The 22726-nt window shown below is 72.3% G+C and carries 18 protein-coding genes; 4 read left to right on the forward strand and 14 right to left on the reverse strand.

The window, feature by feature from the left end; genetic code table 11:
- Positions 1-176 precede the first annotated feature (176 nt).
- The 4 genes from ACFVJQ_RS07940 to ACFVJQ_RS07955 form a co-directional block, all read right to left on the reverse strand.
- Positions 177-2831: a DUF6493 family protein gene (locus tag ACFVJQ_RS07940; protein ID WP_385781782.1), complete on the reverse strand. Its 2655-nt coding sequence runs from the start codon at positions 2829-2831 to the stop codon at positions 177-179.
- The gene (locus ACFVJQ_RS07945; protein WP_385509040.1) at positions 2828-4234 is read right to left on the reverse strand and encodes an SWIM zinc finger family protein; all 1407 of its coding nucleotides are present in this window, start codon (positions 4232-4234) and stop codon (positions 2828-2830) included. Before ACFVJQ_RS07945 ends, ACFVJQ_RS07940 begins: the two co-directional genes overlap by 4 nt.
- Before the next feature lie 138 nt (positions 4235-4372).
- Entirely contained in the window at positions 4373-5947 is a 1575-nt protein-coding gene (locus ACFVJQ_RS07950; protein ID WP_385781785.1) for an alkaline phosphatase D family protein, read from the reverse strand.
- A 166-nt stretch (positions 5948-6113) separates the two neighbouring features.
- Positions 6114-6944, reverse strand: coding sequence for an alpha/beta fold hydrolase (locus ACFVJQ_RS07955; protein ID WP_385781788.1), 831 nt, complete (start codon positions 6942-6944; stop codon positions 6114-6116).
- A 171-nt stretch (positions 6945-7115) separates the two neighbouring features.
- On the opposite strand from ACFVJQ_RS07955, the gene ACFVJQ_RS07960 reads away from it, so the two are divergent.
- Complete coding sequence (locus ACFVJQ_RS07960; protein ID WP_385781791.1) at positions 7116-8000, forward strand: RNA polymerase sigma-70 factor; 885 nt, start codon at positions 7116-7118, stop codon at positions 7998-8000.
- Between the two features lie 206 nt (positions 8001-8206).
- Entirely contained in the window at positions 8207-8968 is a 762-nt protein-coding gene (locus ACFVJQ_RS07965) for a GntR family transcriptional regulator (RefSeq protein ID WP_385781794.1), read from the forward strand.
- A gap of 73 nt (positions 8969-9041) precedes the next feature.
- On the opposite strand, the gene ACFVJQ_RS07970 is transcribed toward ACFVJQ_RS07965, so the two are convergent.
- From ACFVJQ_RS07970 to ACFVJQ_RS07980, 3 genes are all read right to left on the reverse strand, one after another.
- Positions 9042-10199 (reverse strand): ROK family transcriptional regulator, encoded by a 1158-nt coding sequence (locus ACFVJQ_RS07970; protein ID WP_224737205.1) that lies wholly within the window; start codon positions 10197-10199, stop codon positions 9042-9044.
- Positions 10200-10299: 100 nt separating this feature from the next.
- On the reverse strand, positions 10300-10962 hold the full coding sequence (locus tag ACFVJQ_RS07975) for a response regulator (RefSeq protein WP_385509034.1): 663 nt from the start codon (positions 10960-10962) through the stop codon (positions 10300-10302).
- Positions 10963-10976: 14 nt separating this feature from the next.
- A complete protein-coding gene (locus tag ACFVJQ_RS07980; protein ID WP_385781798.1) occupies positions 10977-12146 on the reverse strand; it encodes a sensor histidine kinase in 1170 nt (389 codons plus the stop codon).
- A 108-nt stretch (positions 12147-12254) separates the two neighbouring features.
- On the opposite strand from ACFVJQ_RS07980, the gene ACFVJQ_RS07985 reads away from it, so the two are divergent.
- Positions 12255-13175 (forward strand): ABC transporter ATP-binding protein, encoded by a 921-nt coding sequence (locus tag ACFVJQ_RS07985; protein ID WP_385509032.1) that lies wholly within the window; start codon positions 12255-12257, stop codon positions 13173-13175.
- Positions 13176-13177: 2 nt separating this feature from the next.
- Positions 13178-13900 carry an ABC transporter permease gene (locus ACFVJQ_RS07990; RefSeq protein WP_385781801.1) on the forward strand — a complete coding sequence of 241 codons (723 nt, stop codon included), beginning with the start codon at positions 13178-13180 and terminating at the stop codon, positions 13898-13900.
- A 265-nt stretch (positions 13901-14165) separates the two neighbouring features.
- On the opposite strand, the gene mug is transcribed toward ACFVJQ_RS07990, so the two are convergent.
- The 7 genes from mug to ACFVJQ_RS08025 form a co-directional block, all read right to left on the reverse strand.
- On the reverse strand, positions 14166-14711 hold the full coding sequence (mug, locus tag ACFVJQ_RS07995) for a G/U mismatch-specific DNA glycosylase (protein WP_224737217.1): 546 nt from the start codon (positions 14709-14711) through the stop codon (positions 14166-14168).
- A complete protein-coding gene (purB, locus tag ACFVJQ_RS08000; protein ID WP_385509030.1) occupies positions 14708-16150 on the reverse strand; it encodes an adenylosuccinate lyase in 1443 nt (480 codons plus the stop codon). Before purB ends, mug begins: the two co-directional genes overlap by 4 nt.
- Positions 16151-16319: 169 nt before the next feature.
- Positions 16320-17108, reverse strand: coding sequence for an SGNH/GDSL hydrolase family protein (locus ACFVJQ_RS08005; protein ID WP_385509028.1), 789 nt, complete (start codon positions 17106-17108; stop codon positions 16320-16322).
- A gap of 65 nt (positions 17109-17173) precedes the next feature.
- Positions 17174-18187 carry a hemolysin family protein gene (locus ACFVJQ_RS08010; RefSeq protein WP_385781804.1) on the reverse strand — a complete coding sequence of 338 codons (1014 nt, stop codon included), beginning with the start codon at positions 18185-18187 and terminating at the stop codon, positions 17174-17176.
- A complete protein-coding gene (locus ACFVJQ_RS08015; RefSeq protein ID WP_385509025.1) occupies positions 18184-19512 on the reverse strand; it encodes a hemolysin family protein in 1329 nt (442 codons plus the stop codon). The genes ACFVJQ_RS08010 and ACFVJQ_RS08015 overlap by 4 nt, the downstream gene beginning before the upstream one ends.
- Before the next feature lie 142 nt (positions 19513-19654).
- On the reverse strand, positions 19655-20083 hold the full coding sequence (locus ACFVJQ_RS08020; protein WP_385509024.1) for a GNAT family N-acetyltransferase: 429 nt from the start codon (positions 20081-20083) through the stop codon (positions 19655-19657).
- 77 nt (positions 20084-20160) lie between these two features.
- Positions 20161-22725, reverse strand: a complete 2565-nt coding sequence (locus tag ACFVJQ_RS08025; protein WP_385781807.1) for an FtsX-like permease family protein — start codon at positions 22723-22725, stop codon at positions 20161-20163.
- Position 22726: the final 1 nt, after the last annotated feature.

Here is a 22726-nt window from a genome sequence, read left to right on the forward strand (position 1 = left end):
TCTCGACTCATGCAGCCACTGTGAAGGAAAGGTGTTGCGTGATCACGAACGCTTTGTGACTGATCGGTAAAGCATGGTTCTGTCCGTTTTGCAGTTCTTTTTACGAATGTGTTGCGTCAGAGGTGTCAACGAGGTGACACCGGCCGTGCCGACGGGCCCCTGCCTGCAGGCCTACGTCAGGCGGCCGGCTCCCCGGCCAGCGAACTACGCAGCCGGCGTGCCTGGGCCACCAGACGCGACGAGCCGCGCCGCGCCGCCGTCTGCGCCAGGTGCGGCAGCTCGCCGCGCGCCCCGGACCGCTCGGCACACTCGGCCGCCACCGCCAGCAGATCGCCGAGCCCGCGGGCCGGTGCGGTCGCCCCGCCGGTCGCGAGATCGGCGAGCAGCATGGGCAGGGTGTGGCGGAGGATGCCCCAGATGGAGGCATTGGCCTCGGTGGCCGCCGCGGTCCGCGCCGACTCGGCGAGCCGCTGCGGTTTCACGGCTCCCCGCCGAATCAGCTGACCGAGGTCGGCGCCGAGCCGAGCCGTGTCCAGCTGTCCACGCGCGGCCAGCACCAGCAGCGCGTCCACGGCGGCGAGCCGGTCCTCCGGATGCCGTGCCCCGAGCGCGTACGCCACACCCAGATGGACGGCCTCGCCCGCTTCGCCACCCGACTCGGCGAGCAGCGGCAGCACCGAGGCGGCGCCCCGTGAGTCGTCCACGGCGAGGGCGGACAGATCGCGCAGCAACCGCACCGCCACCAGTTCGCGCCGCTCCGGGAGCAGCGCCAGCCAGTGCTGCTGTATGTCGTCGCTCCAGTGGTAGCAGTAGTGCCGCTCCGTGAAGACGCCCACCGGTCGCCCGAGCGGCCGGAACTCCGCCGGGAAGTGCTCCTGCAGTTCCAGCAGTTCAGCCAGCTCGACCAGGACACGCGGCCCCGACGTCCGCCGCCGGGCGGTGGGGAACGCCGGTGCCTCGGAGGTCAGCCACTCGGCGAGCCGTCTCCCCTCCGCCGTGCCGAGCGCCGCCGCCCGGTGGGCTGCCGTCCGGGCCGCCTCGCGGTCCCCGCGCCGCACCCGCAACAGGGCCTGCGCGAAGTCGGCGGACGAGACGCGGGCGCCCAGCCGGCCGTAGACCTCCAGGCGTTCCACCAGTTCGGCGGGTTCCAGCAGCCCCGTGCTCCAGGTCGGGGTGGAGAGCAGGAAGGGCAGGGGATCGGTGCGTATCCGGTACGCCACCTCCCACACGCGGCTGTCGAAGGCCCGGGACAGGGCGCTGTGCACGCAGTCACGGCCGGTCGTCCCGTGCTGGACCCGGGCGTGCAGCGTGGCAGTGCGCACCTTGCCCCGCAGGGCGGCGAGGAGGATGTCCAGCCCGTCCGCCGCGTTGGACACGCCGTGGTGGGCGGTGCCGAACCGGTCGCCGGCGTGCAGGGTGTCGGCGCGGTCCCACCAGCGGCGGGTCATCACCGGCTCCAGGGCCTGCAGCAGGGCGTCCCGGTTGCGGTACGCCTGCCGTACCAGCCCGTCCAACGCCCGCTCGAAGCCGGTCACGCCGGGCTCGCCCGCCAGTGCCGCTCCCACCTCCTCGGCGAGTTCCTCCACGGACTCCGGTGCCGGCGCCAGACAGACCGGCTCCGGCACGGGTGGCAGCACCTCCTCGTACGTCACCGGCTCAGGTGCCGCCGGTGCGATACCCAGGGTGCGGGATGCCCGGGCGCGCAGGCCGGGGACCAACTGCTCGGCGGCCACGGCCAGTTCGTCCCGCGCATCGGCCGTGTTCAGTCTCTTGACATGCCGCTCGACCAGCTTGAGCGCCCGCTCCTGCATCTCCGAGTCCGCATGCCCGAAGGCCTGCGCGGCGGCGAGCAGCAGCTCCTCGGCCGTGGACGCGTCCCGCGCGAGCACCTTGCTCAGCAGCACGAGCTGCGCCCGCACCAGCTTCTTCTCGGTCCGGAACAGCACCGCTCCCGACAACTCCGCCAGATGACGTGGTGTCAGCTCACCGTCCAGAGCCAGGTTTCCCAGGACGGACTGGGCGTGCGAGGCGACCGGGGACGCCGCGTCCGAGGCCAGCGCAAGCCAGTCGGCGACCCGCTCCCGCTCCTCGGCGCGGGTCAGGGCGAGCGTCTTCAGCAGCCGCAGGAACACCCGCTGATCGGCGGCGGGACCACCCCGCAGGAGCCGCGCCACGCACGCGTCGACCGTCGCACGGCGGTCGAGGGCGCCCTCGGCGGTCAGCTGCGCGAGCGCTCCGGTCCAGCTGTCCGGGCCCTCCTGGTTCGGCCATTCCAGCCTGCCGCCGATGTCGTTCGTCTCGAAGAGCGCCGCCGCCAGCTGCGGCAGATGCGGATCCTGCCGCAGCCGGTCGAACAGGGTCCCCCCGCGCTGCCATGAGCCGTGAAGGTGATCGACCCAGCCCCGGACGTAGGCCTCGGTCGTCGGTACCGGGCAGCCGGAGAGTCGCACCAGGCCGGCCATCAGCTCGAAGGGTACCCACGCGGTGACCGGGCGCTGCGCCAGCCGGTGCGTCACATCCGTGAGCCAGTCGGTGTCCCGGTCGCCCAGGACGTGCAGCAGCAGTCCGGGCGACACCCGTGACCAGCGCAGGTCCGCGGCGGCGATCCACCCGGCCACCCCCGCGGCCCCCGTCTGGCATGCCGCCCCGGCCGCGTGCAGGGCGGGCAGGGCGCGCCGCGACTGCGCGTCCCAGGGGGCCGCCCTCAGCTCCTTGCGCAGCGCCTTCAACTCGGGGAAGTGCGACCTCCGTTCGGCGTCCGTCATCCCGTCGAGCAGACCCACCGCCTCGGCTGTACGGCCCGCCCGCACCGCATCCATCAGCGCACTCATCGCACACTCCCCTCGACCCGCGCCCCGACCTGCTCCACCGCGACACCCCGCCGCACCATCCGCACCGCCAGCGCGTGCTTGCACGGCCCGCGCCCGCCCCGATATCTGGCCCACCACAGGCAACTGCAGCTCAACACCCCCGCCTGGTCGCGCACCCGGTGGACGTGCCCGTCCTCGGCCGTCACCGTGGCGACCGCGCCGTCCAGGGCGACCGCGCCCGCCGCCACCAGCGCCCGGGCGGAGCGCAGGCGCGGGTTGTGCCGGCCCACGCGTTCGGCGTCGTACGGCAGTTCCCGGTGGAAGTAGGCCGCCTCCGCCACGTCGTACCCGACGCGTCCCGAGGTGCCGAGGCGGACCAGGGCCGCGCGGACGCGCTCGGCGGTGAGGCCGGAAGCGGTGGCGAGGTCGGCGACGTCGATGCGGGGCTCCCAGGCCAGCAGCACCGAGATCAGCTCCGCGTCCTCTGCGGCCTCGTCCGTTGCGAGCGCATCGAGGACTCCGCCCTCGCCGGAGAACCCGCGCGAGGCGTCGGGGGACAGCGTCAGGGTGAGCCGCATGCCGGGCAGCACGGCCTCCCATGCGCCGGCCGTGGGGGCGCTGCCGCCAGTGACGGCGGGACCGTAGACCCGCAGGGCGGTCGCATGCCGCAGCACCCGCTGGAGTGCGACCAGCCGTTCCGGGCCGGGCAGGCACACCGCGCCGGGCACCGCCCGGGTCGTCGGCCGCAGCCCGTGACCCGAAGGCACCACCCACCGGGCACCCCCCGACGCACCGCGCGCTCCGCCACGCGGCAGGGACCGCAGGAACCGCACCGCCTCGGCGGCCGGCAGCTCCGCGCGCAGGTCGAAGCCGGCGGCGATGACCTGGGCCTCGGCGAACCCGCGCAGCCACCGGTCGGGAAGCGGCACCTTCCGCTCCACCACCGGGCCGTCCAGCGTGGTCACGGACAACTCGTCGGGACCCACCCGCATGTGCAGCGGGTCGGCCGGGCCGATCCTCGACAGGGCCTCGCGCAGGGGGTTGTTGACGTCGACGTTCGTCGTCCCGTGCCCCACCTCGCCGCCCTCGAGGCCCGGCTCCATGACGTCCAGGCGTGCGTACACCCCGCCGCAGCCCGAGAAGGACTCGAAGCGCAGCCGGTCACCGTTGCCCGTCACCACCGGGTCGAGCGAGGCGCGCAGCTGCCGCTGGTAGTACCGCGCGGCCGCCACGTCGGCCACCGCCAACAGCCCGGCCGAGGCGACCTGAGGGGAGGTCAGGAAGCCTGCGAAGAACTGCGGATGGTCCTGCACGCCCGAAGGCGTCGCACCTCGTGAGGTCTCCAACCCCAGGCGTTGTCCGTCCGCCGCGGACTCCAGCACGGAGGGTCGCCGATAGGCCACGGCCTGCAAAGATCGCGTCATGGGAAAACCGTAGAGGCGACCACTGACAATCGGCCTGACCTGCGAAAGGCCCTGATCGAGGGGAGGTTGGGGACTGCGGCCCAAGGCCGCGCACCGGGGGATGACACCGGTGCGCGCCTTGGGCCGCGCGCACCGAATCTACTGGCCGACGCGGCCCGGCTGCAGCACCTGCGTGAACAGCACGGTGCCGTCCTGCTCGCGCAGCCGCACCGTCATCTCCCCGCTGTGGCCGTCGATGTCCACCTCGCCGAAGAACTGGTAGCCGCCGGCCGGCGAGACGTTGGCCGTGGCCGGTGCCTTCACGAACACCCGCTCCGGGCCGAAGGTGTTGTCGAGCGTGTTGGCGGGGAAGGCGCCCGCGTTGAGCGGGCCCGAGACGAACTCCCAGAACGGCTCGAAGTCGGTGAACGCGGCCCGCGACGGCTGGTAATGCTGCGCCGAGGTGTAGTGCACATCGGCGGTCAGCCACACCGTGCCCGTGATCCGCCGGTGCTTGACGAACCGCAGCAGCTCGGCGATCTGCAGTTCACGGCCGAGGGGCGCCCCGGGGTCGCCCTGCGCGACCGCCTCGATGTTCGGTTTGCCGTCCCCGGTGTCCGGCACGACCAGGCCGAGCGGCATGTCGGAGGCGATCACCTTCCACACCGCCCGGGAGCGGGACAGCTCCCGCTTGAGCCACTCCAGCTGCTCGCGGCCTAGGATGCCCTGCTGGTCGGTGGGCTGGTCGTCCGTGGAGTTCGCGTTGCGGTAGGTGCGCATGTCCAGGACGAAGACGTCGAGCAGCGGGCCGTGGTGCTGGACCCGGTAGACCCGGCCGTCGGGGCGGCGCAGCGTCGAGATCGGGAAGTACTCCGAGAACGCCTGCCGGGCGCGCGCGGCGAGCACGTCGACGTTCTTCTCGGTGTACCGGGTGTCGGTGAGGATCTCACCCGGGTACCAGTTGTTGGTGACCTCGTGGTCGTCCCACTGGATGATGGACGGCACCTGGGCGTTGAAGGCGCGCAGGCTCTCGTCCAGCAGGTTGTAGCGGAAGTTGCCGCGGAACTCCGCCAGCGTCTCGGCGACCTTGGACTTCTCCTCGGTGGTGATGTTCCGCCAGGTCCGCCCGTCGGGCAGGGCCACGGTCTCGGTGATCGGACCGTCGGCGTAGACGTTGTCACCGCTGCAGATGAAGAAGTCCGGGTCGAGGGCGGCCATCGCGTCGTAGATCCGGTAACCGCCGAGCTCCGGGTTGATGCCCCAGCCCTGTCCGGCCAGATCGCCGGACCAGACGAACCGCACCCCGTCGCGCCGCCGGTCGGACGCCGTGCGGAAGGTGCCGGTGACCGGCTCGCCGGTGCGACGCGGGTCGTCCGGGTCGGCGAGCAGCACGCGGTAGTGGATCTGCTCGCCGGACGGCAGTCCGCGCAGCCGGGTCGTGCCGGTGAAGTCCGTGCCGGGGCCGAGCAGCGGGCCCTGCCATCTGCGCGGGTTGCGGAACGACTCGGTCGCGGACGTCTCGACGATCATCCGGGCCGGCCGGTCGGACCGTACCCACACCAGCCCGGAATGCGCGGTCACGTCGCCCGTCTGTACGCCCCAGCCCGCCGAGGGGCGCCCCGACCGGGCGAGGGCCGGCGCCGCGCCGAGGCCGACGGGCAGGGTCAGGGCCGCCGACGCGGCGAGGGAGCCGCGCAGGACGCTGCGGCGGCCGGGGAAGGGACGGTGTGACATGGGGCGCCTCCAGGACAGGACGGTTCCGGCCAGTTGCGATGCCACAACTACTGGTGCGCCGCAGCGCACACGGAAACCACAAGTGAACAACTGACCGTGGGCGCACGGAAAAGCGGCGGCGACCGGGGCGCAAGAACAGTAGAGCCTCCTGAGGGACCGGCTCCGCTCAGCGGCTGCCGTCGAGCAGGACCCGCGCGACCAGCGCCGGGTCGTCGTTCATCGGGACGTGACCGCAGCCGGGCAGCCGGATCAGCCGGGCCCGGGGAATGACGTACTTAGCGCGGACGCCCTGCCGGGGCACGAGCAGCCGGTCCCTGCTGCCCCAGGCCACCGTGACCGAAATCCCCGGCACGTCATCGGTGAACTGCACGTCCCTGCCGGTCCGCAGGGTCTCCGAGAAGCCCTCGGCACGCGCCAGCGCGAGCGTCTCCGCGACCACGGCCTCGGGTGAACGGCGGGCCGGGCGGGCGTAGATGGTGCTCGTCAGGAGCGTACGGCCGAGCGCCGGGCGGGCGAGCCGCTCGACCACGGGCACCGGCATCCGCTGCGCGATCTGTCGCATCGTCATCAGGACACCGAAGGCGTAGCGCCGCTCGACCGGCGACCAGAACCCGGCCGGGGACAGGGCCGTGACCGACCGGACGAGCCGGTCGCGACCGAGCTGCAACGCCAGCAGACCGCCCAGCGAATTGCCCGCCACATGCGGCCGTTCGACATCCAGCGCCTCGCACAGAGCGGTGAGTACGGCAGTCATCGACGGCAGGTCGTGCGCCAGTCCGGCCGGGAGCGCCGGGGATTCCCCACAGCCCGGCAGATCCACGGCGATCACATCGCGCTCGGGCGCCAGGGCGGGGATCACCGGATCCCACACCTGCCGGTGGTGACCTATGCCGTGCAGCAGGAGCAGCGGTGCACCGGTGCCCACGCGCGCGTAGGAGACGGTCACACTCCGCGGGCCGTGCTGGGTGGGGACCTTGAAGGAGACGGTGGCGGACATACAGCTCCTTGCCGAAGACTCGTGCGCCGGACGTGGTGTAGACACCTTGTCAGCAATAGCTACCGCCGGGTAGCCCCCGGTTGTCGTCAACCACTCAGCCGTATGGACCGCGAAGCCCCGCCCGCGGAAATCCGCCTGGACACGACCGGACGCGTCGGATGGGATGAGGGCGTGACCACCGACACCGCCACCGAGGTCTTCGAAGAGCACCGCGCCGTCCTCCTGGGCGTCGCCTACCGCATGCTCGGCCGCGTGGCCGACGCGGAGGACGTGGTCCAGGAGGCCTGGCTGCGCTGGTCCGGCGCCGACCGGTCCGAAGTGCGCGTACCGCGCGCGTTCCTGGTGCGTGTCACCACCCGCCTCGCCGTCGACCGGCTGCGCCAGATCAAGGCGCGTAACGAGGCGTACGTCGGCCCCTGGCTGCCCGAGCCGTATGTCACCGAGTTCGGCGGCGCCGTCCCGGACGTGGCGGAGCGGGCGATGCTGGCCGACTCCGTGTCCCTCGCGGTACTCGTCGTCCTGGAGTCGCTGTCGCCGCTGGAGCGGGCCGTGTTCGTCCTGCGGGAGGCCTTCGGATACCCGTACGCGGACATCGCCGCCATGCTCGACCGGGCCGAGCCGGCCGTGCGGCAGCTGGCGGGCCGCGCCCGCAAGCACGTCGACGAGCGCCGGCCGCGCTACGACGTCGACCCCGTCCAGCGCCGTGATCTCACCGAGCGGTTCCTCGCCGCCGCGGCGGACGGGGACCTCGAGGGCCTCATGTCGCTGCTCGCCCCCGACGTCCGGCTCGTCGGCGACAGCGGCGGCAAGGCGAAGGCGCCCCTGCGGGTACTTCAGAGCGCCGACAACGTGGGCCGCTTCCTCGTCGGCGCCGCGCGCAAGGGCATTGCGGCGGTGTCCTTCCGGTTCCTGGAACTCAACGGCGGCCCCGCGGTGCTGGTCCTGTCCGGGGACGAGCCCGACGCCGTGTTCCAGCTGGACGTCCTCGACGGGCGCATCCATTCGGTCTACGTCATCCGCAACCCCGACAAGCTGCGGAGGCTGGTCGGCGAGTAGCCACCGTTGCCGCCATGTCACCTATACGGCGTTTTGCGAACGCCCCGTGAACGCTTCACGTCGGTCCGCCCGTGCGGCGCCCAAGGGATCGAGGATTGGTCTTGACCAAGGGTGAGGGCCGTCTTATGGTCGCAGATAAGTGCAACAACCTTTAATAAACAAGGGCGCTAAAACGCCGCCGGATCACGGCGATTGCGGAGGACAGGGTGGGGACCACGCAGCTGGAATCGGTGCCGGAACCGAAGTACTGGCACCTCAAGACCGTGCTCACGGAGGCACTGGACTCCGAGTTCTCCGTGGGCGAGATCCTGCCCAACGAGCGCGACCTCGCCGCCCGCTTCGGTGTCGCCCGCGCCACGCTGCGCCAGGCCCTGGAACAGCTCGAACTGGAAGGCCGGCTGCAACGCCGCCGCGGCGTCGGTACGACCGTCGCGCCGCCGCGCGTGGGAGTGGCCGTCGGCACCGAACAGCACGCCTGGCCGGGCGCGCCCGGCGATGCCTGGCAGGCCGTCGACTGCACGATGGCGGCACCGCCGGCGGCGGTCGCCGACGCCCTGGAGGCCGACCGCGACGAACCCGTGCACACAGTGCGCCGCACCCGGATGACACACGGCCAGCCGGTCGCCGCCGAGCTGCTGTACATCCCCGAGTCGTCCGTGCCCGAACTGTCCGCCATCGACGCCCCGGCCGGACCGGCGCGCGTGCGTGCGTTGCTGCGTGAGCTGCAGCGCATGGAGCTGGAGGGCCAGGACAGCGCCGTGGAGCTGGGCTCGGCCCGTGCCGACGACGCGAAGGAACTCGACCGGTTGCCGGGCGCGCCCGTGCTCGTCGTCACCACCCGCTACTTCGCCGAGGGCCGCACCGCCGTGCTCTCCGTCGCCACCTACCGCGCGGACACCTGCCGGCTGACCTTCGGGGACTCGGGCGGCGTGGAGATCCACCAGGACCCACAGCGCCGGGCATCCTGACCGCCGGTCCCGACGTCTCGCGCTCCGATGGGGCGGGGGCACGCGGGGTTTTCCGGGCCCGTCGGCGGGCGCTTCAGTGGCGTGCCGTCACCGTGCTCTCGACTGCGAAGAGCTGCTCCTCCACATGGTCCAGGGCCAGTCGCAGTGCCCCTGTCGCCACCGCGGCCTCGCCGAGCAGGGACAGGGTCACCTTCGGCGGCCGCAGGCAGTAGCGCGCTAGCTCGCGCCGCAGCGGGTCCAGTACGCCGTCCAGTCCCGCCGCCCAGCCACCGATGACGACCAGCTCCGGGTCGAGGGCCAGCACGAGCGCGGCGACATCGTGCACCAGCCGCTGAATGAAGCGGTCGACGGCAGCCCGGGCCCGCTGATCGCCCTGGCGGGCCTGGGCGAAGACCTGGGCGACCGCCTGCTCGTCCAGCGGATGCAGCGGCTCGTCCGTTGTGGACAACAGCGTCTCCGGGGTGACGTCCCGGCCCAGCAGATGCAGCGCGCCGATCTCACCGGCTGCCCCGCCGAACCCGCGGTGCAGCCGCCCGCCGATCAGCGAACCGGCGCCGGGGCTCAACCCCGCCAGTACGAACACAACGTCGTCGGACTCGGTGGCGGAACCCTTCCAGTGCTCGGCAACGGCCGCCGCGTTGGCGTCGTTCTCCACCAGGACCGGGCACTTGAAGGAGCGGCCCAGCCGTTCCCCGAGACGCAGCCCCGTCCACCCCGGCAGTGCGGTACCCAGCCGTACCGTGCCGTCCGCCTCGACGATCCCGGGCGTGGCCACCCCCACCGCCCGCAGTGAGCCGCGCGCCACGCCGGCCCGTCGCAGCAGCTCGGCGACCGCGGTGCGCAGCCGCTCCAGGCGTTCGTCCGCGTGCGCCGTCTCGTCGACGTCCTTCGCCTGCGCGCCGATCACCCGCCCGTCCAGATCGGCGAGGAGCGCGGCGACGCGATGCGCCCCGATCTCCAGCCCCAGCAGATGACCGGCCTCGGCCCGGAACCTGAACCTCCGCGCAGGCCGCCCCTGACGCCGCGCGGCACCCTCCTCGGCCGCCTTCTCCACCACGAGACCGGCCTCGATGAGCCCTTCGACGACGCCCTCGACGGTCGGCCGGGACAGCCCGGTCACCCGGGTGATCTCCGTCAGCGTCGCGCAGTCCGTGGCACGCAGCGCGTGCAGCACCACCGCGGAATTGATCCTTCGCAACAGCGAGGGATCCCCGCCGGTCAGCCGCCCCACCGTCCGTCCTCCCAGCTCGTGCGCGTGTTGGCCGGATGGTACTCGGCGCGGGACAGCCGGGCGAGAGGCGGACGCCTGCGGTCCGGTGCGACGACCGCCGTCAGCCCGGCGACACGAACCCCGACTCGTACGCCGTGATGACCGCCTGGGTGCGATCCCGCGCCCCCAGCTTCGCCAGCACCGCGCTGACATGCGACTTCACCGTCTCCGTGCCGACGACCAGCTGCCCGGCGATCTCCGCGTTGGACAGCCCGCGCGTCATCAACCGCAGCACCTCCGCCTCCCGTTCGGTCAGCTGGGCCCGCTCCAGCACCGCCCGCGCCGCACGATTCCCGCCATCCTCGCCGTACTCCGCGGCCAGCTGCCGTACCGACGCAGGGAACAGCAGCGACTCGCCCTCGGCTACCAGCCGTACCGCGTGCACGATCTCGGCCGGCCGGGCCCGCTTGAGCAGGAACCCGTCGGCGCCGGCCCGCAGCGCCCCATAGACGTACTCGTCGTTCTCGAACGTCGTCACCACCAGGATCTTCGGCGGCTCGTCGATCGTCCGCAGCACCGCGCGCGTGGCCTCGATGCCGTCCAGGAGCGGCATCCGTACATCCATGGCGACCACGTCGGGCCGCAGTTGCCGCACCAGCGGAATCACCGCGGCCCCGTCGGCCGCCTCCCCGACGACCTCGATGTCGGGCTGCGCCTCCAGCACGGCCCGCAGGCCCGCCCGTACGAGGGGCTCGTCGTCGACGAGGAGAACGGTGACCGGCATCCGGCCAGCGTAGATCAGCCGAGCGGCAGCTCCACACGCACCTGCCAGTCACCTTCGTCGGGCCCCGTCCGCGCGCGGCCGCCCAGCAGGGCAGCGCGCTCCCGTATGCCGCGCAGACCGCTGCCGCGACCGGGCCCCGGTATGTCGGCGGTGAGCGGGTTGCGCACCTCGAGGGTGAGCGTGCCGCCCGCGACGGCGATGCGGACCCGGACGGCGACGGACCCCGCGTGCCGCAGCACGTTGGTCAGGGACTCCTGGAGGATGCGGTAGCCCTCCCGGGAGACCGGGCCGGGCACGGTCTCCAGCGGCCCGGTCATCTCGACCTCTACCTTTGCACCGGAGGCACGCGCGGACTCCAGCAGACGATCTGCGTCCGTCAGCGTCGGCCGGCTGCTGACCGGCCGCTCCGATTCACGCAGGATGCCGAGGACGCGATCCAGGTCCTCCAGGGCCGCCCGGCCGGTCTCCTCGATGGCATCCAGGGCCCGGTCGGTGAAGGCGGGATCGCCTGCCGCGCGCGCGGCACCCGCCTGCACCACCGCCACGGTCAGGGCGTGGCCGATGGAGTCGTGGAGTTCGCGAGCGATGCGGGTGCGTTCCAGAAGCTGCTCGGTGCGTTCCTCCATGGCGGCGAGGCGCTCGGCAGGGGAGGGGCCCAGGAGACGGTGGGCGAGTGCGGTGATGAGGTGGCCCGAGGCGACCACGGTCACCGCAAGCGTGACCAGCGCCAGGGGCACGAGCAGGACGTGCCACCACTCGTGGCCGTCGAGGAGCAGCAGCACGCCCTCCTCTACGTCACGGCCGAACGCCGCCGACACCAAGTCCACCGAGGCGAGGAGCAGTTGGACGGTGAACAGCGAGGTCGCGCAGCCGAGCAGCAGCCGCGTCTCCAGCCACACCACGAGCCGTCCCCGGTCTCTCCAGGAGGCGGACGGCGCGACGACGATGTCGGTGCCCTCACTGTCGTGCCGGTGACCGGTCAGCAGCAGTCTGGCCTGCATCCCCTCCACGGTGCGCATTGCGGGCACCAGGCCGACGGGGGCGAGCACCACGGCCGCCACCAGCCAGGTCCACCAGGCTTCCTTGACGAACAGCCACATGGACGGCCACACGATGGCGATGAACAGATGCAGCAATCGTGTGTACGTCACCGCCCTGCCGAACGGGCGCAGCCAGCGGACCATTCCGTCATCGTGCCAGCCGTCACTGACAACGAGCCTCCCCCGCGCGGGGGAGACGATCTCCACCCGCGGGGGAGGAACCGCCTGCGCCCCAGCAGCCAGGCTGCCGGCATGACCAGCATCGAAGTCCAGGCCCTCACCAAGGAGTACGGCACCCGGCGAGCCGTGGACGACCTCACCTTCACCGTCCTCCCCGGCCGCGTCACCGGCTTCCTCGGCCCCAACGGCGCCGGCAAGTCCACCACCATGCGGCTCGTGCTCGGCCTCGACCGGCCGACCTCCGGCACCGCCACCATCGGCGGCCGCGCCTACGCAACCCTGCGCGAACCTCTACGTCACGTGGGCGCGTTGCTCGACGCCCAGGCCGCGCACGGCTCCCGCACCGGCCGCGATCATCTGCGCGTCCTGGCGGCGAGCAACCGCATCCCGGACCGGCGCGTCGACGAGATGCTGGAGGAGACGGGGCTCGCGTCGGTGGCGCGCCGCAGGGTGAAGACGTACTCCCTGGGCATGCGCCAGCGGCTCGGCATCGCCGCAGCCCTCCTCGGCGACCCCGAGGTGGTCATGCTCGACGAGCCCTCCAACGGCCTCGACCCCGAAGGCATCATCTGGATCCGGGAGTTGATGCGCCGGCTCGCCGGGGAGGGGCGCACGGTCCTGGTATCCAGCCATCTCATGAACGAGACGGCGTCCTTCGCCGACCACCTCGTCGTCCTGGGCCGGGGCCGCCTGCTGGCCGACACCCCGATGCGGGAGTTCATCCACGCGCGCGTGCAGCCGCGCGTGCGGATCCGCACGACGGACCCCGCGGCCCTCAAGAGCGCCCTCGCCCGGCACGGTCACGACGCCGTGGAGCACGAGGACGGGATCTGGACCGTGCCCCTCGCGCGCGTGGACGACATCGGGCGCATCGCCTCGGCCGCGGGCGTGCCGATCCTCGAACTGGCCACGGAGGAGGGCACGTTGGAGCAGGCCTATCTCGACCTGACGGCGGCCGAGACCGAGTTCACCGCACAGCCCCAGGAGGCCTGACCATGGAATTCACGCCCGTGCTCCGCGCCGAGTGGATCAAGATCCGCACACTGCGGTCGCTCCTCGGCGCCCTGTGCGCCGTTCTGCTCGTCACCACCCTGTTCTCGGCGCTCGGCGGTCTGGACACCGGCGGCGCGGACTTCGACCCCCTGTTCGCGGCATTCTTCGGCGTCAGTTTCGGGCAGATCGCCGCGGTCGCCTTCGGTACGACGGCCGTCTCCTCGGAGTTCCAGGGCGGTGCCCTGCGCGTCACGTTCGCCGCGGTGCCGCGGCGCGGGTGGTGGTTCGCGGCCAAGGCGGTGGCGATCGCCGCCCCCGTCCTCGCGGCCGGCCTCGTCACGGGCGCGGCGAGCCTGGCCGTCGGCAGAGCCGTGCTCGGGGACGAGGCGGACGGCCTCTCCTGGAGCGAGGGGCTGCGCGGGGTCGTCGGCTGTGCCGTCTACCTCACGCTGATGGCGCTGTTCGCGGCCGGGCTCACCGCCCTGCTGCGCAGCGGCGTGGCCACGCTGAGCGTGCTGATCCCGTTCCTGCTCATCGTGTCCTTCGTGATCGGTGACATGTCCGGCACCGTCGCCGACCTCCTGCCCGACAAGGCCGGCCAGCTGGTGTTCCACGAGACCCCGGAGGGCACCCTCGGCCCGTGGACCGGCCTCGCCGTGACCGCCCTGTGGACGGCGGCGGCCCTGGTGGCGGGCGCGTGGAGCGTGCGGCGCCGGGACGCCTGACGCGGCGGCAACTGTCAGTGGCCCCGGGTTTACCGGGGCATGAACATCGTGCGGTGCCTGGAGACGATCGACCGGCTGTGCGCAAGCCCCCTGCCCGCGGCCCACGGCTGGTCGGACGAGAGGGGCTGGGCTACTACCTCGGGAAGCGCGCGGCACCGGCCGCTGGGTCGCCGTCGGCGTGGCCGACCGGGACGAGTCGGACACCGCCCGGCTCCTCGCGGTCGGCACCGCGACCGACCCGCCGTGACGAACACGACCGGGACCGTCAGACCTCCGCCGCCGCCCGCAACCGCGCGAACTCCTCCGCCATCGTCGCCGCAGTCCAATGCGCGTTCAGCCCGGAGGGATTCGGCAGTACCCACACCCGCGTGTTCCCGATCGTCCTGGCCTGCGGCCCCACCTGGGCCGTGCGGTCGTCGAACGCGGCCCGGTAGGCGGTGACGCCCACCACCGCCAGCCAGCGCGGTCGCAACCGCGCCACCTTCAGCGACAGCAGGCGCCCGCCCTCGCGGTACTCCTCGGCGCTCAGCTCGTCGGCCCGAGCCGTCGCCCGCGCGACCACATTGGTGATCCCGAGCCCGTACGAGAGCAACTCACCCTGCTCGGACGGCTTCAGGAGCCGGGGCGTGAACCCGGACAGATGCAGCACCGGCCAGAAGCGGTTGCCCGGGCGGGCGAAGTGGTGGCCCGTCGCCGCGGTCATCAGGCCCGGGTTGATGCCGCAGAACAGCACGCGGAGGCCGTCCGCGACCACGTCCGGTACCAGGCGGTCGCGAGCGGCCTCCAACTCCTCCGCGGTGAAGCGCGTCAGAGGATCGCTCCCGGCGTGTAGCCCGCGGCCTCCGGGTGCTGCTTCATGAGCTCCTCGATCCGGCCGACGACGGTGCCGACCTGGTCGGCCGCGGCGCCCGTGAAGGACAGCTTGTCGGCCATCAGCTCGTCCAGCTGCGCACGTTCGAGCGGGATGCGCGAGTCGTCCGCGAGCTTGTCCAGCAGCTCGTTGCGCTCGGCGCCCTGCTCGCGCATGGCCAGAGCACATGCCACCGCGTTCTCCTTGATCGCCTCGTGTGCGACCTCACGGCCGACCCCCGCGCGCACCGAGGCCATCAGCACCTTCGTCGTCGCCAGGAACGGCAGGTAGCGGTCCAGCTCGCGCGCCACGACCGACGGGAACGCGCCGAACTCGTCGAGCACCGTCAGGAACGTCTCCAGCAGTCCGTCCAGCGCGAAGAAAGCGTCCGGCAGCGCGACCCGGCGCACCACCGAGCAGGACACGTCGCCCTCGTTCCACTGGTCGCCCGCCAGCTCGCCGGTCATCGAGGCGTAGCCGCGCAGGATCACCATCAGGCCGTTGACGCGCTCGCAGGAGCGGGTGTTCATCTTGTGCGGCATGGCGGAGGAGCCGACCTGGCCCGGCTTGAAGCCCTCGGTGACCAGCTCGTGCCCGGCCATCAGCCGGATCGTCTTCGCCAGCGAGGACGGCGCCGCTGCCAGCTGCACCAGCGCGGTGACGACCTCGTAGTCGAGTGAGCGCGGGTAGACCTGGCCGACCGACGTGAAGGCGGTGGAGAAGCCCAGGTGGTCGGCGATCCGTTGTTCCAGCTCCGCAAGCTTCGACGCGTCCCCGCCGAGCAGGTCCAGCATGTCCTGCGCCGTGCCGACCGGGCCCTTGATGCCGCGCAGCGGATAGCGGCCCAGCAGCTCCTCCACCCGTCCGTACGCGACGAGCAGCTCGTCGGCCGCGGTCGCGAACCGCTTGCCGAGGGTCGTGGCCTGCGCGGCGACGTTGTGCGAGCGGCCGGCCATGACCAGTTCGCCGTACTCACCCGCCAGCTTGCCCAGGCGCGCGAGGACGGCCACCGTGCGGTCGCGCATCAGTTCCAGCGAGAGCCGGATCTGCAGCTGCTCGACGTTCTCGGTCAGGTCGCGGGAGGTCATGCCCTTGTGCACCTGCTCGTGCCCGGCGAGGTCGTTGAACTCCTCGATCCGCGCTTTCACATCGTGCCGCGTGATCTTCTCGCGCTCGGCGATGGAGGCCAGGTCGACCTGGTCGAGGACGCGCTCGTAGTCGGCGATCGCCGCGTCCGGCACCTCGATCCCGAGGTCCTTCTGGGCCCGCAGCACGGCGAGCCAGAGCTGACGCTCCAGCCTCACCTTCTGCTCGGGCGACCAGAGCGTGGCGAGCTCGGCGGAGGCGTAGCGTCCGGCGAGGACGTTCGGGATGCGGGGCTTGGCGGGCGCAGAAGTCACGTAAACGGATTCTACTGGCGGTTTGTGCAGGCCAACGCCACGGATGCGTTTGGTGGAACCTACGAGACCTGGGTCACGCCCGGGAGGGTGGGAAGGTCTTCGCCCCCGCCGTCCTACCCGTCCCATTCGCAGGAGCTCGGGCCGCTTCGGCCGGTATCCCCGCGCGGAGCTACGCCACCGGGCCCTCGTACGGCAGGAGCTCCGGGCGCTTCGGCGGGAGCCCATCCCCGGACGACCGGCCCGTCAGGCGGCGGGCGATCCACGGCAGCAGGTGCTGTCGGGCGAATCGCACGTCCGCGACCCGGCGCGCTGCCCAGCCCGGCGGCAGGGTCGCCGGCATCGGCGTGTGCCAGTCCGGGTCCTCGGAGTCGTATCCGAGCGTCTGCCACACCGCCTCCGCGACCCGCCGGTGCCCCTCGGCGGTCAGGTGCAGCCGGTCCACGTCCCACAGCCGGGGGTCGCCGAGCGAGGGCGCCCCGTACAGGTCGACCACCACCGCGCCGTGCCGCGCGGCCAGCTCGTCGACGCAGGCGAAGAGCTCCTCCATGCGCGGCCGGAACCGCTCCAGGACCGGGCCCTGCCGTCCCGGGCTCCGCATCAGGACGAGCTGCTTGCACGACGGAGCCAGCCGTTCCACGGCCTCCTCCAGGAGCCCGCGCACCCGCCCCATGTCGCACTTGGGGCGCAGGGTGTCGTTGAGCCCGCCGACGAGCGTGATGACATCGGCGCCCATCGCGGCCGCCACATCCACCTGCTCGTCGACGATCTGCCCGATCAGCTTGCCGCGCACGGCCAGGTTGGCGTACCGGAAGCCGGGCGTACGGGCGGCCAGCCGTGCCGCGAGCAGGTCGGCCCAGCCCCGGTAGGTGCCGTCGGGCAGCAGGTCCGACATGCCCTCGGTGAAGGAGTCGCCCACCGCGACCAGGCTGGTGTACTGGGGAGAGGGATTCGTCTGCATGGCGTACGAGATGGTATCCCGAGGCGCATACCCGACGGTCGGTCGGGCCCCTTCACCCACCGCCCCTACGTACGCTGCCCGAACAGCTCCCGCAGCACGTCCTCCATGGTCACCAGCCCCGCCAGCCGCCCGTCCGACCCGAGCACGGCCGCCAGGTGCGTACGGCTGCCGCGCATCGCGGTGAGCACGTCGTCCAGCGGTGTCGTCTCCCGTACACGCGCGATGGACCGCATGTCGCGCAGCCGGAACGGCACATCCCGCGGCGAGGCGTCCAGCGCGTCCTTCACATGCAGGTAGCCGACGATCCGGCGCCCCTCGTCCACGACGGGGAAGCGGGAGAACCCGGACTCGGCCGACAGCTGCTCCAGCTCTTCCGGCGTGACGCCCACGCGCGCGTAGAAGACGCGTTCCAGCGGGAGCACGACGTCCCGCACGGGCCGGCGGCCCAGTTCCAGGGCGTCGTGCAGCCGCTCCTGCGCGCGGACGTCGATGAGCCCGGCCGCACCGGAGTCCTTGACCAGGCGGGCCAGTTCGGCGTCGGAGAAGGCGGCCGTGACCTCGTCCCTGGTCTCGATCCGCAGCAGCTTCAGCAGCCCGTTCGCGAAGGCGTTGATCGTGAAGATCACCGGTCGCAGCGCCCGGGACAGCGTCACCAGCGGCGGCCCGAGCAGCAGCGCGCTGCGCACCGGCTCCGCGAGCGCGACGTTCTTCGGCACCATCTCGCCGAGCAGCATGTGCAGATACGTCGCCAGGGTCAGCGCGATCACGAAGGACACCGCGTGTCCCGCGCCGCTCGGCACACCCATCGCGTGGAACACCGGCTCCAGCAGATGCGCGATCGCCGGTTCCGCGACCACACCGAGCACCAGCGTGCACAGGGTGATGCCCAGCTGCGCCGCCGCCATCAGCGCCGACACGTGCTGCAGGCCCCACAGCACGCTCTTCGCCCGCCGGTCGCCCTGCTCGGCGTACGGCTCGATCTGGGAGCGGCGTACGGAGATCAGCGCGAACTCGGCGCCCACGAAGAAGGCGTTGACGACCAGCGTCGCCAGACCGATCAGCAGCTGTACGGCGGTCATGCCTGGGCCTCCTTCTCGTCGTCGAGCGGCGCGTACAGCAGCACCCGTGCCGCCCTGCGCCCCGCGGCGTCCAGCACTTCCAGGCGCCAGCCGGCCACCTGGACCGTGTCGCCGGCGGCGGGTATCCGGCCCAGTTCGGTCGCGACGAGTCCGGCCAGTGTCTCGTAGGGACCCTCGGGCGGCCGCAGGCCGACGCGCGCGAGCTGGTCCATGCGGGCGGCACCGTCGGCGGAGTACAGCGCGTGTCCGTCCTCGTCCGTGCCGGCCGGGAGGAGGTCGGGTGTCTCGTGCGGGTCGTGCTCGTCGCGCACCTCGCCGACGACCTCCTCGACGATGTCCTCCAGCGTCGCGACGCCCGCCGTGCCGCCGTACTCGTCGATGACCACGGCCATCGTCCGCTTGCCGGACAGCCGGTCCAGGAGCCGGTCCACAGTGAGGGACTCCGGGACGAGAAGCGGCTCGCGCATCAGTTCGGAGACGGGCACGCGGGGCCGGCGTTCGGCGGGCACCGCCAGGACGTCCTTGACGTGCGCGGTGCCCACGACCGAGTCGAGGCTGCCGCGGTAGACCGGGAACCGCGACAGCCCGGTGGCCCGGGTCGCGTTCGCCACGTCCTCGCAGGTCGCCTGCACGTCGAGGGCCACGACCTGCACGCGCGGCGTCATCACGTTCTCCGCGGTCAGGTCCGCGAGGTTCAGGGTCCGTACGAACAGCTCGGCGGTGTCCGGCTCCAGGGCGCCCTCGCGGGCGGAGTGCCGGGCGAGGGCGGCCAGTTCCTGCGGACCGCGCGCGGAGGCGAGCTCCTCGGCGGGTTCGAGGCCCAGGCGGCGCACCATGCGGTTGGCGGTGTTGTTGAGGTGGGTGATGAACGGCCGGAACACCGCGCTGAACCAGCGCTGGGCGTTGCCCACCGTCTTGGCCACGCCCAGCGGCGAGGAGATCGCCCAGTTCTTGGGCACCAGCTCGCCCACCACCATCAGGAAGACCGTCGACAGGGCGGTGCCCAGCACCAGGGCGATCGACGAGGCCATGGAGCGGGAGATGCCCAGCGACTCCAGCGGGCCCGCGATCAGCCGGGCGATGGACGGCTCGGCGAGCATGCCGACCACCAGGTTGGTGACGGTGATGCCGAGCTGCGCACCGGAGAGCTGGAAGGTGAGTTTCCGTACGGCCTTCAGAGCGCCGGACGCGCCGCGCTCGCCGCGCTCGACGGCACGCTCCAGTGCGCTGCGCTCGACCGTGGTCAGCGAGAACTCCGCGGCGACGAAGGCGCCACAGGCGAGGGAGAGCAGGATCGCCACGAGGAGGAGGAGCACTTCGGTCATCGGGTCACCCCCGTCCCATGTTCCGGCAGGGCAGGGGGGAATGCGCGATGGCTGGTACTGGGAGGCTCGCCCATGGGCGGACGCTCACACCTTTCTTGGAGGACCGAGTGGTCCTCCAAGAGTAAAGGACCGGCAAAGGGTGTCAGGACTCGGCCAGGGGCTTCACCCAGCGCCGCCAGTGCTCCTCGGGCGCGTACCCCGCCGCGCGCCAGGCGTGCTGCGCCCTCTCGTTGCGGGTCAGCACCATCGCGTCCCCGCGGCGCCCGCCGAGCCGTACGAACCGCTCCTCTGCAGCGGCGAGCAGCGCCCCGCCGATGCCCTGGCGGCGGCGCTCCGGATGTACCGCCAGCCGGTAGAGGTGGCAGCGCCAGCCGTCGAAGCCCGCGATCACCGTGCCGACCAGCTCACCGCCCAGCTCGGCCAGGATCAGCGCCTCGGGGTCACGGGCGACCAGCCGCTCCACGCCGTCCCGGTCGTCGCTGATGCTCGTCCCCTCGGCGGCGGTCTTCCAGAAGGCCAGCACGGTGTCGAGGTCGTCGGGCGTCGCGGCCCGTATCCGCAGGTCAGTCATGGCGTGATCTCATCACCGGCGGCGCTTCGGGGCACGCGATTTTCAGCATCCGGACGCCCGCCCGCCGTACCTCCCTGTCACTCGTGCGCTATCGCAGTCAGCACGTTCATCCGCGAGGCCCGCAGGGCGGGCAGCAGCGCCGCCACGACGCCGAGCACCGCCGAACCGATCACCACCGCGATGATCGTGCCCCACGGGATCGCCAGCGCCGTCATGCCCTGCAACGCCAGCACCTGCTGGGTGCACACCCCCCACACCAGGCCCAGCCCGAGGCCCAGGACCGCGCCGAAAACCGCGATCACCACCGACTCCAGCCGGATCATCCGGCGCAGCTGCCGCCGGGCCAGCCCGATGGCGCGCAGCAGCCCGATCTCCCGGGTGCGCTCCACGACCGACAGGGTGAGGGTGTTCACCACGCCGAGCACGGCGATGACGATCGCGAGCCCCAGGAGGGCGTACACGAGGTAGAGCAGCACGGAGATCTGGTCGCGCACCAGTTGCTTGTAGTCGGCCAGGTCCCGGACCTGCAGCTGCGGATACGCGTCGAGCGTCCGCTCCAGGTTCCTGCGCAGGTCGTCGTCGCTCGTGCCCGGGGCGGCGTTGACGTACAGCACGGAGTCCTGCCCGCCCTGTGCGTACCGCTCCAGGGTGGCGAGGCCGAAGTAGATCCCGCCCTGCAGCCCGAAGCCCTCGGCGGACTCCTGGTCGGTGAGGGCGCCGACGGTCAGCTCGGCCGTGCGGCCGCCCTGGAACTCGACGGGGACCGTGCTGCCGAGCCGTACGCCGTGGTCCCGCGCGAAGTCCAGGTCCATCGCAAGGTGTCCGGCGGCCAGCGCGGCGGCGCTGTCGCCCCCGGCGTAGGTGATGTTGGCGACCTCGTCGAGCCGCCGGTCGTAGCCGGCGGCGGTCGTCTCGACGCGGGCGCCGTCGGGCAGGAGGATCGCGATCGGCGTGAACCGCGAGCGCACCACGAGCCCCACGCCCTCGGTGTCGCGCACATGGTCGGTGACCTCCGGCGGGAAGGGCACGAAGTTGTTCTGGATCACGAAGTCGGCGCCGAGCGTCCGGTCGATCTGCCGGTCGAACGACTTCGTGATCGAGTCGCTCGCCACCGACAGCCCGCCGACCAGCGCGAGGCCCACCATGAGCGCGGCCGCCGTGGCGCCGGTACGGCGGGGGTTGCGCAGGGCGTTGCGCTGGCTCATCCGGCCGATGGGACCGAACAGCGCCGGGAAGGCCCCGCCCAGCACCCGGATCACCGGCCGGACCAGGAGAGGTCCCGCGACCACGGTGGCGATGAGGGTCAGGAGCACCCCGAGGCCCAGCAGGGATGCCGCCGGTCCCGTCTCGGACGACATCACGCAGCCCGCCAGTGCCGCCGCGCCCGCCGCTCCCACGACCGCGCCCACCACCGCGCGCATCTTGAGCGGCCGGCCCACCGCGGCGACCTCGGCGTCGGAGAGCGCCGCCATCGGCGAGACGCCCGCCGCACGCCGGGCCGGGAGGTACGCAGCGACGAAGGTGACGCCGACACCGACGACGTACGCCGCGAGGGGTGTCCCCCAGCCGATGACCATCTCGGTGGACTTGATGTTCATGCCGAGCAGGCCCATCAGTTCGATGAGGCCGGCGGCGAGCCCGATGCCGGCGGCCAGACCCAGCGTGGAGCCGACCAGGCCGAGCAGCAGCGCCTCGGTGAGCACCGACCGGCGCACCTGGCGCCGGTCGGCGCCCAGCGCGCGCAGCAGACCCAGCTCGCGGGTGCGCTGCGCGATCAGCATCGAGAAGGTGTTGACGATCAGGAACACGCCCACGAGGACGGCGACCCCGGCGAAGCCGAGCATCACGTACTTGATGACGTCGAGGAAGCCGCCGAGCTGTTCGACGTCCGACTCGGCCTGCTCGTCGGCGGTCCGGAAGTTGTAGCGGTCGGCGCCGAGGGCGGCCGCGACGCGCTGCTTGAGCGTGGTGTCGCTCACGCCGTCCGCCGCGTCCACGGTGATGCTCGTGGCGGCTCCCTTGACGCCCAGCAGCTTCGTCTGGGCGGTCGGCGTGTCGACGAACACCAGTGCGGCGCCGGGATTGGTGGTCGTGAACGTGACGATGCCGACGACCTCGACCCGGAAGGAGCCGGGTGCGGCGATCACCGTCACGACGTCCCCGATCCGTACGTTCCTGCGGTCGGCGGTCTCGGAGTCGATCAGCGCCTCGGTGGGCCCGTGCGGGGCGTGGCCGGAGGTCAGCTCGACGGGGCTGCGGTCGCTCGGGTTCCAGTTGGTGCCGATCGTGGGGGCGCCGGTCGTCGGGCCGACCGATTCGTTGTCGGCGTTGACGACCGTGATGTTCGTGGCCTCGGCCTCCGCGCGGGCGGCGGCCACACCGTGGACCCGGGCGATCCGGTCGGCGAGCGCGGCGGGCAGCGTGGCCGTCGCACCGGACGGCAGCACCTCGTCGAGGGTCTCCTTGGGGGTCACGGTGACGTCCGCCGCGGTCGACGCGAAGAGCCGGTTGAAGGTGCGGCTGACGGTGTCCGAGAAGATCAGGCTGCCCGCGACGAACGCGACGGACAGCAGCACGGCCAGCGCCGAGAGCAGCAACCGCCCCTTGTGGGCGACGAAACTCCGGAGTGTTGCCCTGAGCACG

Origin of the sequence: Streptomyces sp. NPDC127197 (assembly GCF_042672405.1) — a bacterium.
Lineage (GTDB): Bacteria > Actinomycetota > Actinomycetes > Streptomycetales > Streptomycetaceae > Streptomyces > Streptomyces flavusporus.

Excerpts from the sequence above, each read along its gene's own strand:
- ACFVJQ_RS07940 (WP_385781782.1), bottom strand. The coding sequence starts at position 2,831 with ATGAGTGCGCTGATGGATGCGGTGCGGGCGGGCCGTACAGCCGAGGCG.
- ACFVJQ_RS07945 (WP_385509040.1), bottom strand. The coding sequence starts at position 4,234 with ATGACGCGATCTTTGCAGGCCGTGGCCTATCGGCGACCCTCCGTGCTG.
- ACFVJQ_RS07950 (WP_385781785.1), bottom strand. The coding sequence starts at position 5,947 with ATGTCACACCGTCCCTTCCCCGGCCGCCGCAGCGTCCTGCGCGGCTCC.
- ACFVJQ_RS07955 (WP_385781788.1), bottom strand. The coding sequence starts at position 6,944 with ATGTCCGCCACCGTCTCCTTCAAGGTCCCCACCCAGCACGGCCCGCGG.
- ACFVJQ_RS07975 (WP_385509034.1), bottom strand. The coding sequence starts at position 10,962 with ATGCCGGTCACCGTTCTCCTCGTCGACGACGAGCCCCTCGTACGGGCG.
- ACFVJQ_RS07980 (WP_385781798.1), bottom strand. The coding sequence starts at position 12,146 with ATGGTCCGCTGGCTGCGCCCGTTCGGCAGGGCGGTGACGTACACACGA.
- ACFVJQ_RS07985 (WP_385509032.1), top strand. The coding sequence starts at position 12,255 with ATGACCAGCATCGAAGTCCAGGCCCTCACCAAGGAGTACGGCACCCGG.
- ACFVJQ_RS07990 (WP_385781801.1), top strand. The coding sequence starts at position 13,178 with ATGGAATTCACGCCCGTGCTCCGCGCCGAGTGGATCAAGATCCGCACA.
- ACFVJQ_RS08005 (WP_385509028.1), bottom strand. The coding sequence starts at position 17,108 with ATGCAGACGAATCCCTCTCCCCAGTACACCAGCCTGGTCGCGGTGGGC.
- ACFVJQ_RS08010 (WP_385781804.1), bottom strand. The coding sequence starts at position 18,187 with ATGACCGCCGTACAGCTGCTGATCGGTCTGGCGACGCTGGTCGTCAAC.
- ACFVJQ_RS08015 (WP_385509025.1), bottom strand. The coding sequence starts at position 19,512 with ATGACCGAAGTGCTCCTCCTCCTCGTGGCGATCCTGCTCTCCCTCGCC.
- ACFVJQ_RS08020 (WP_385509024.1), bottom strand. The coding sequence starts at position 20,083 with ATGACTGACCTGCGGATACGGGCCGCGACGCCCGACGACCTCGACACC.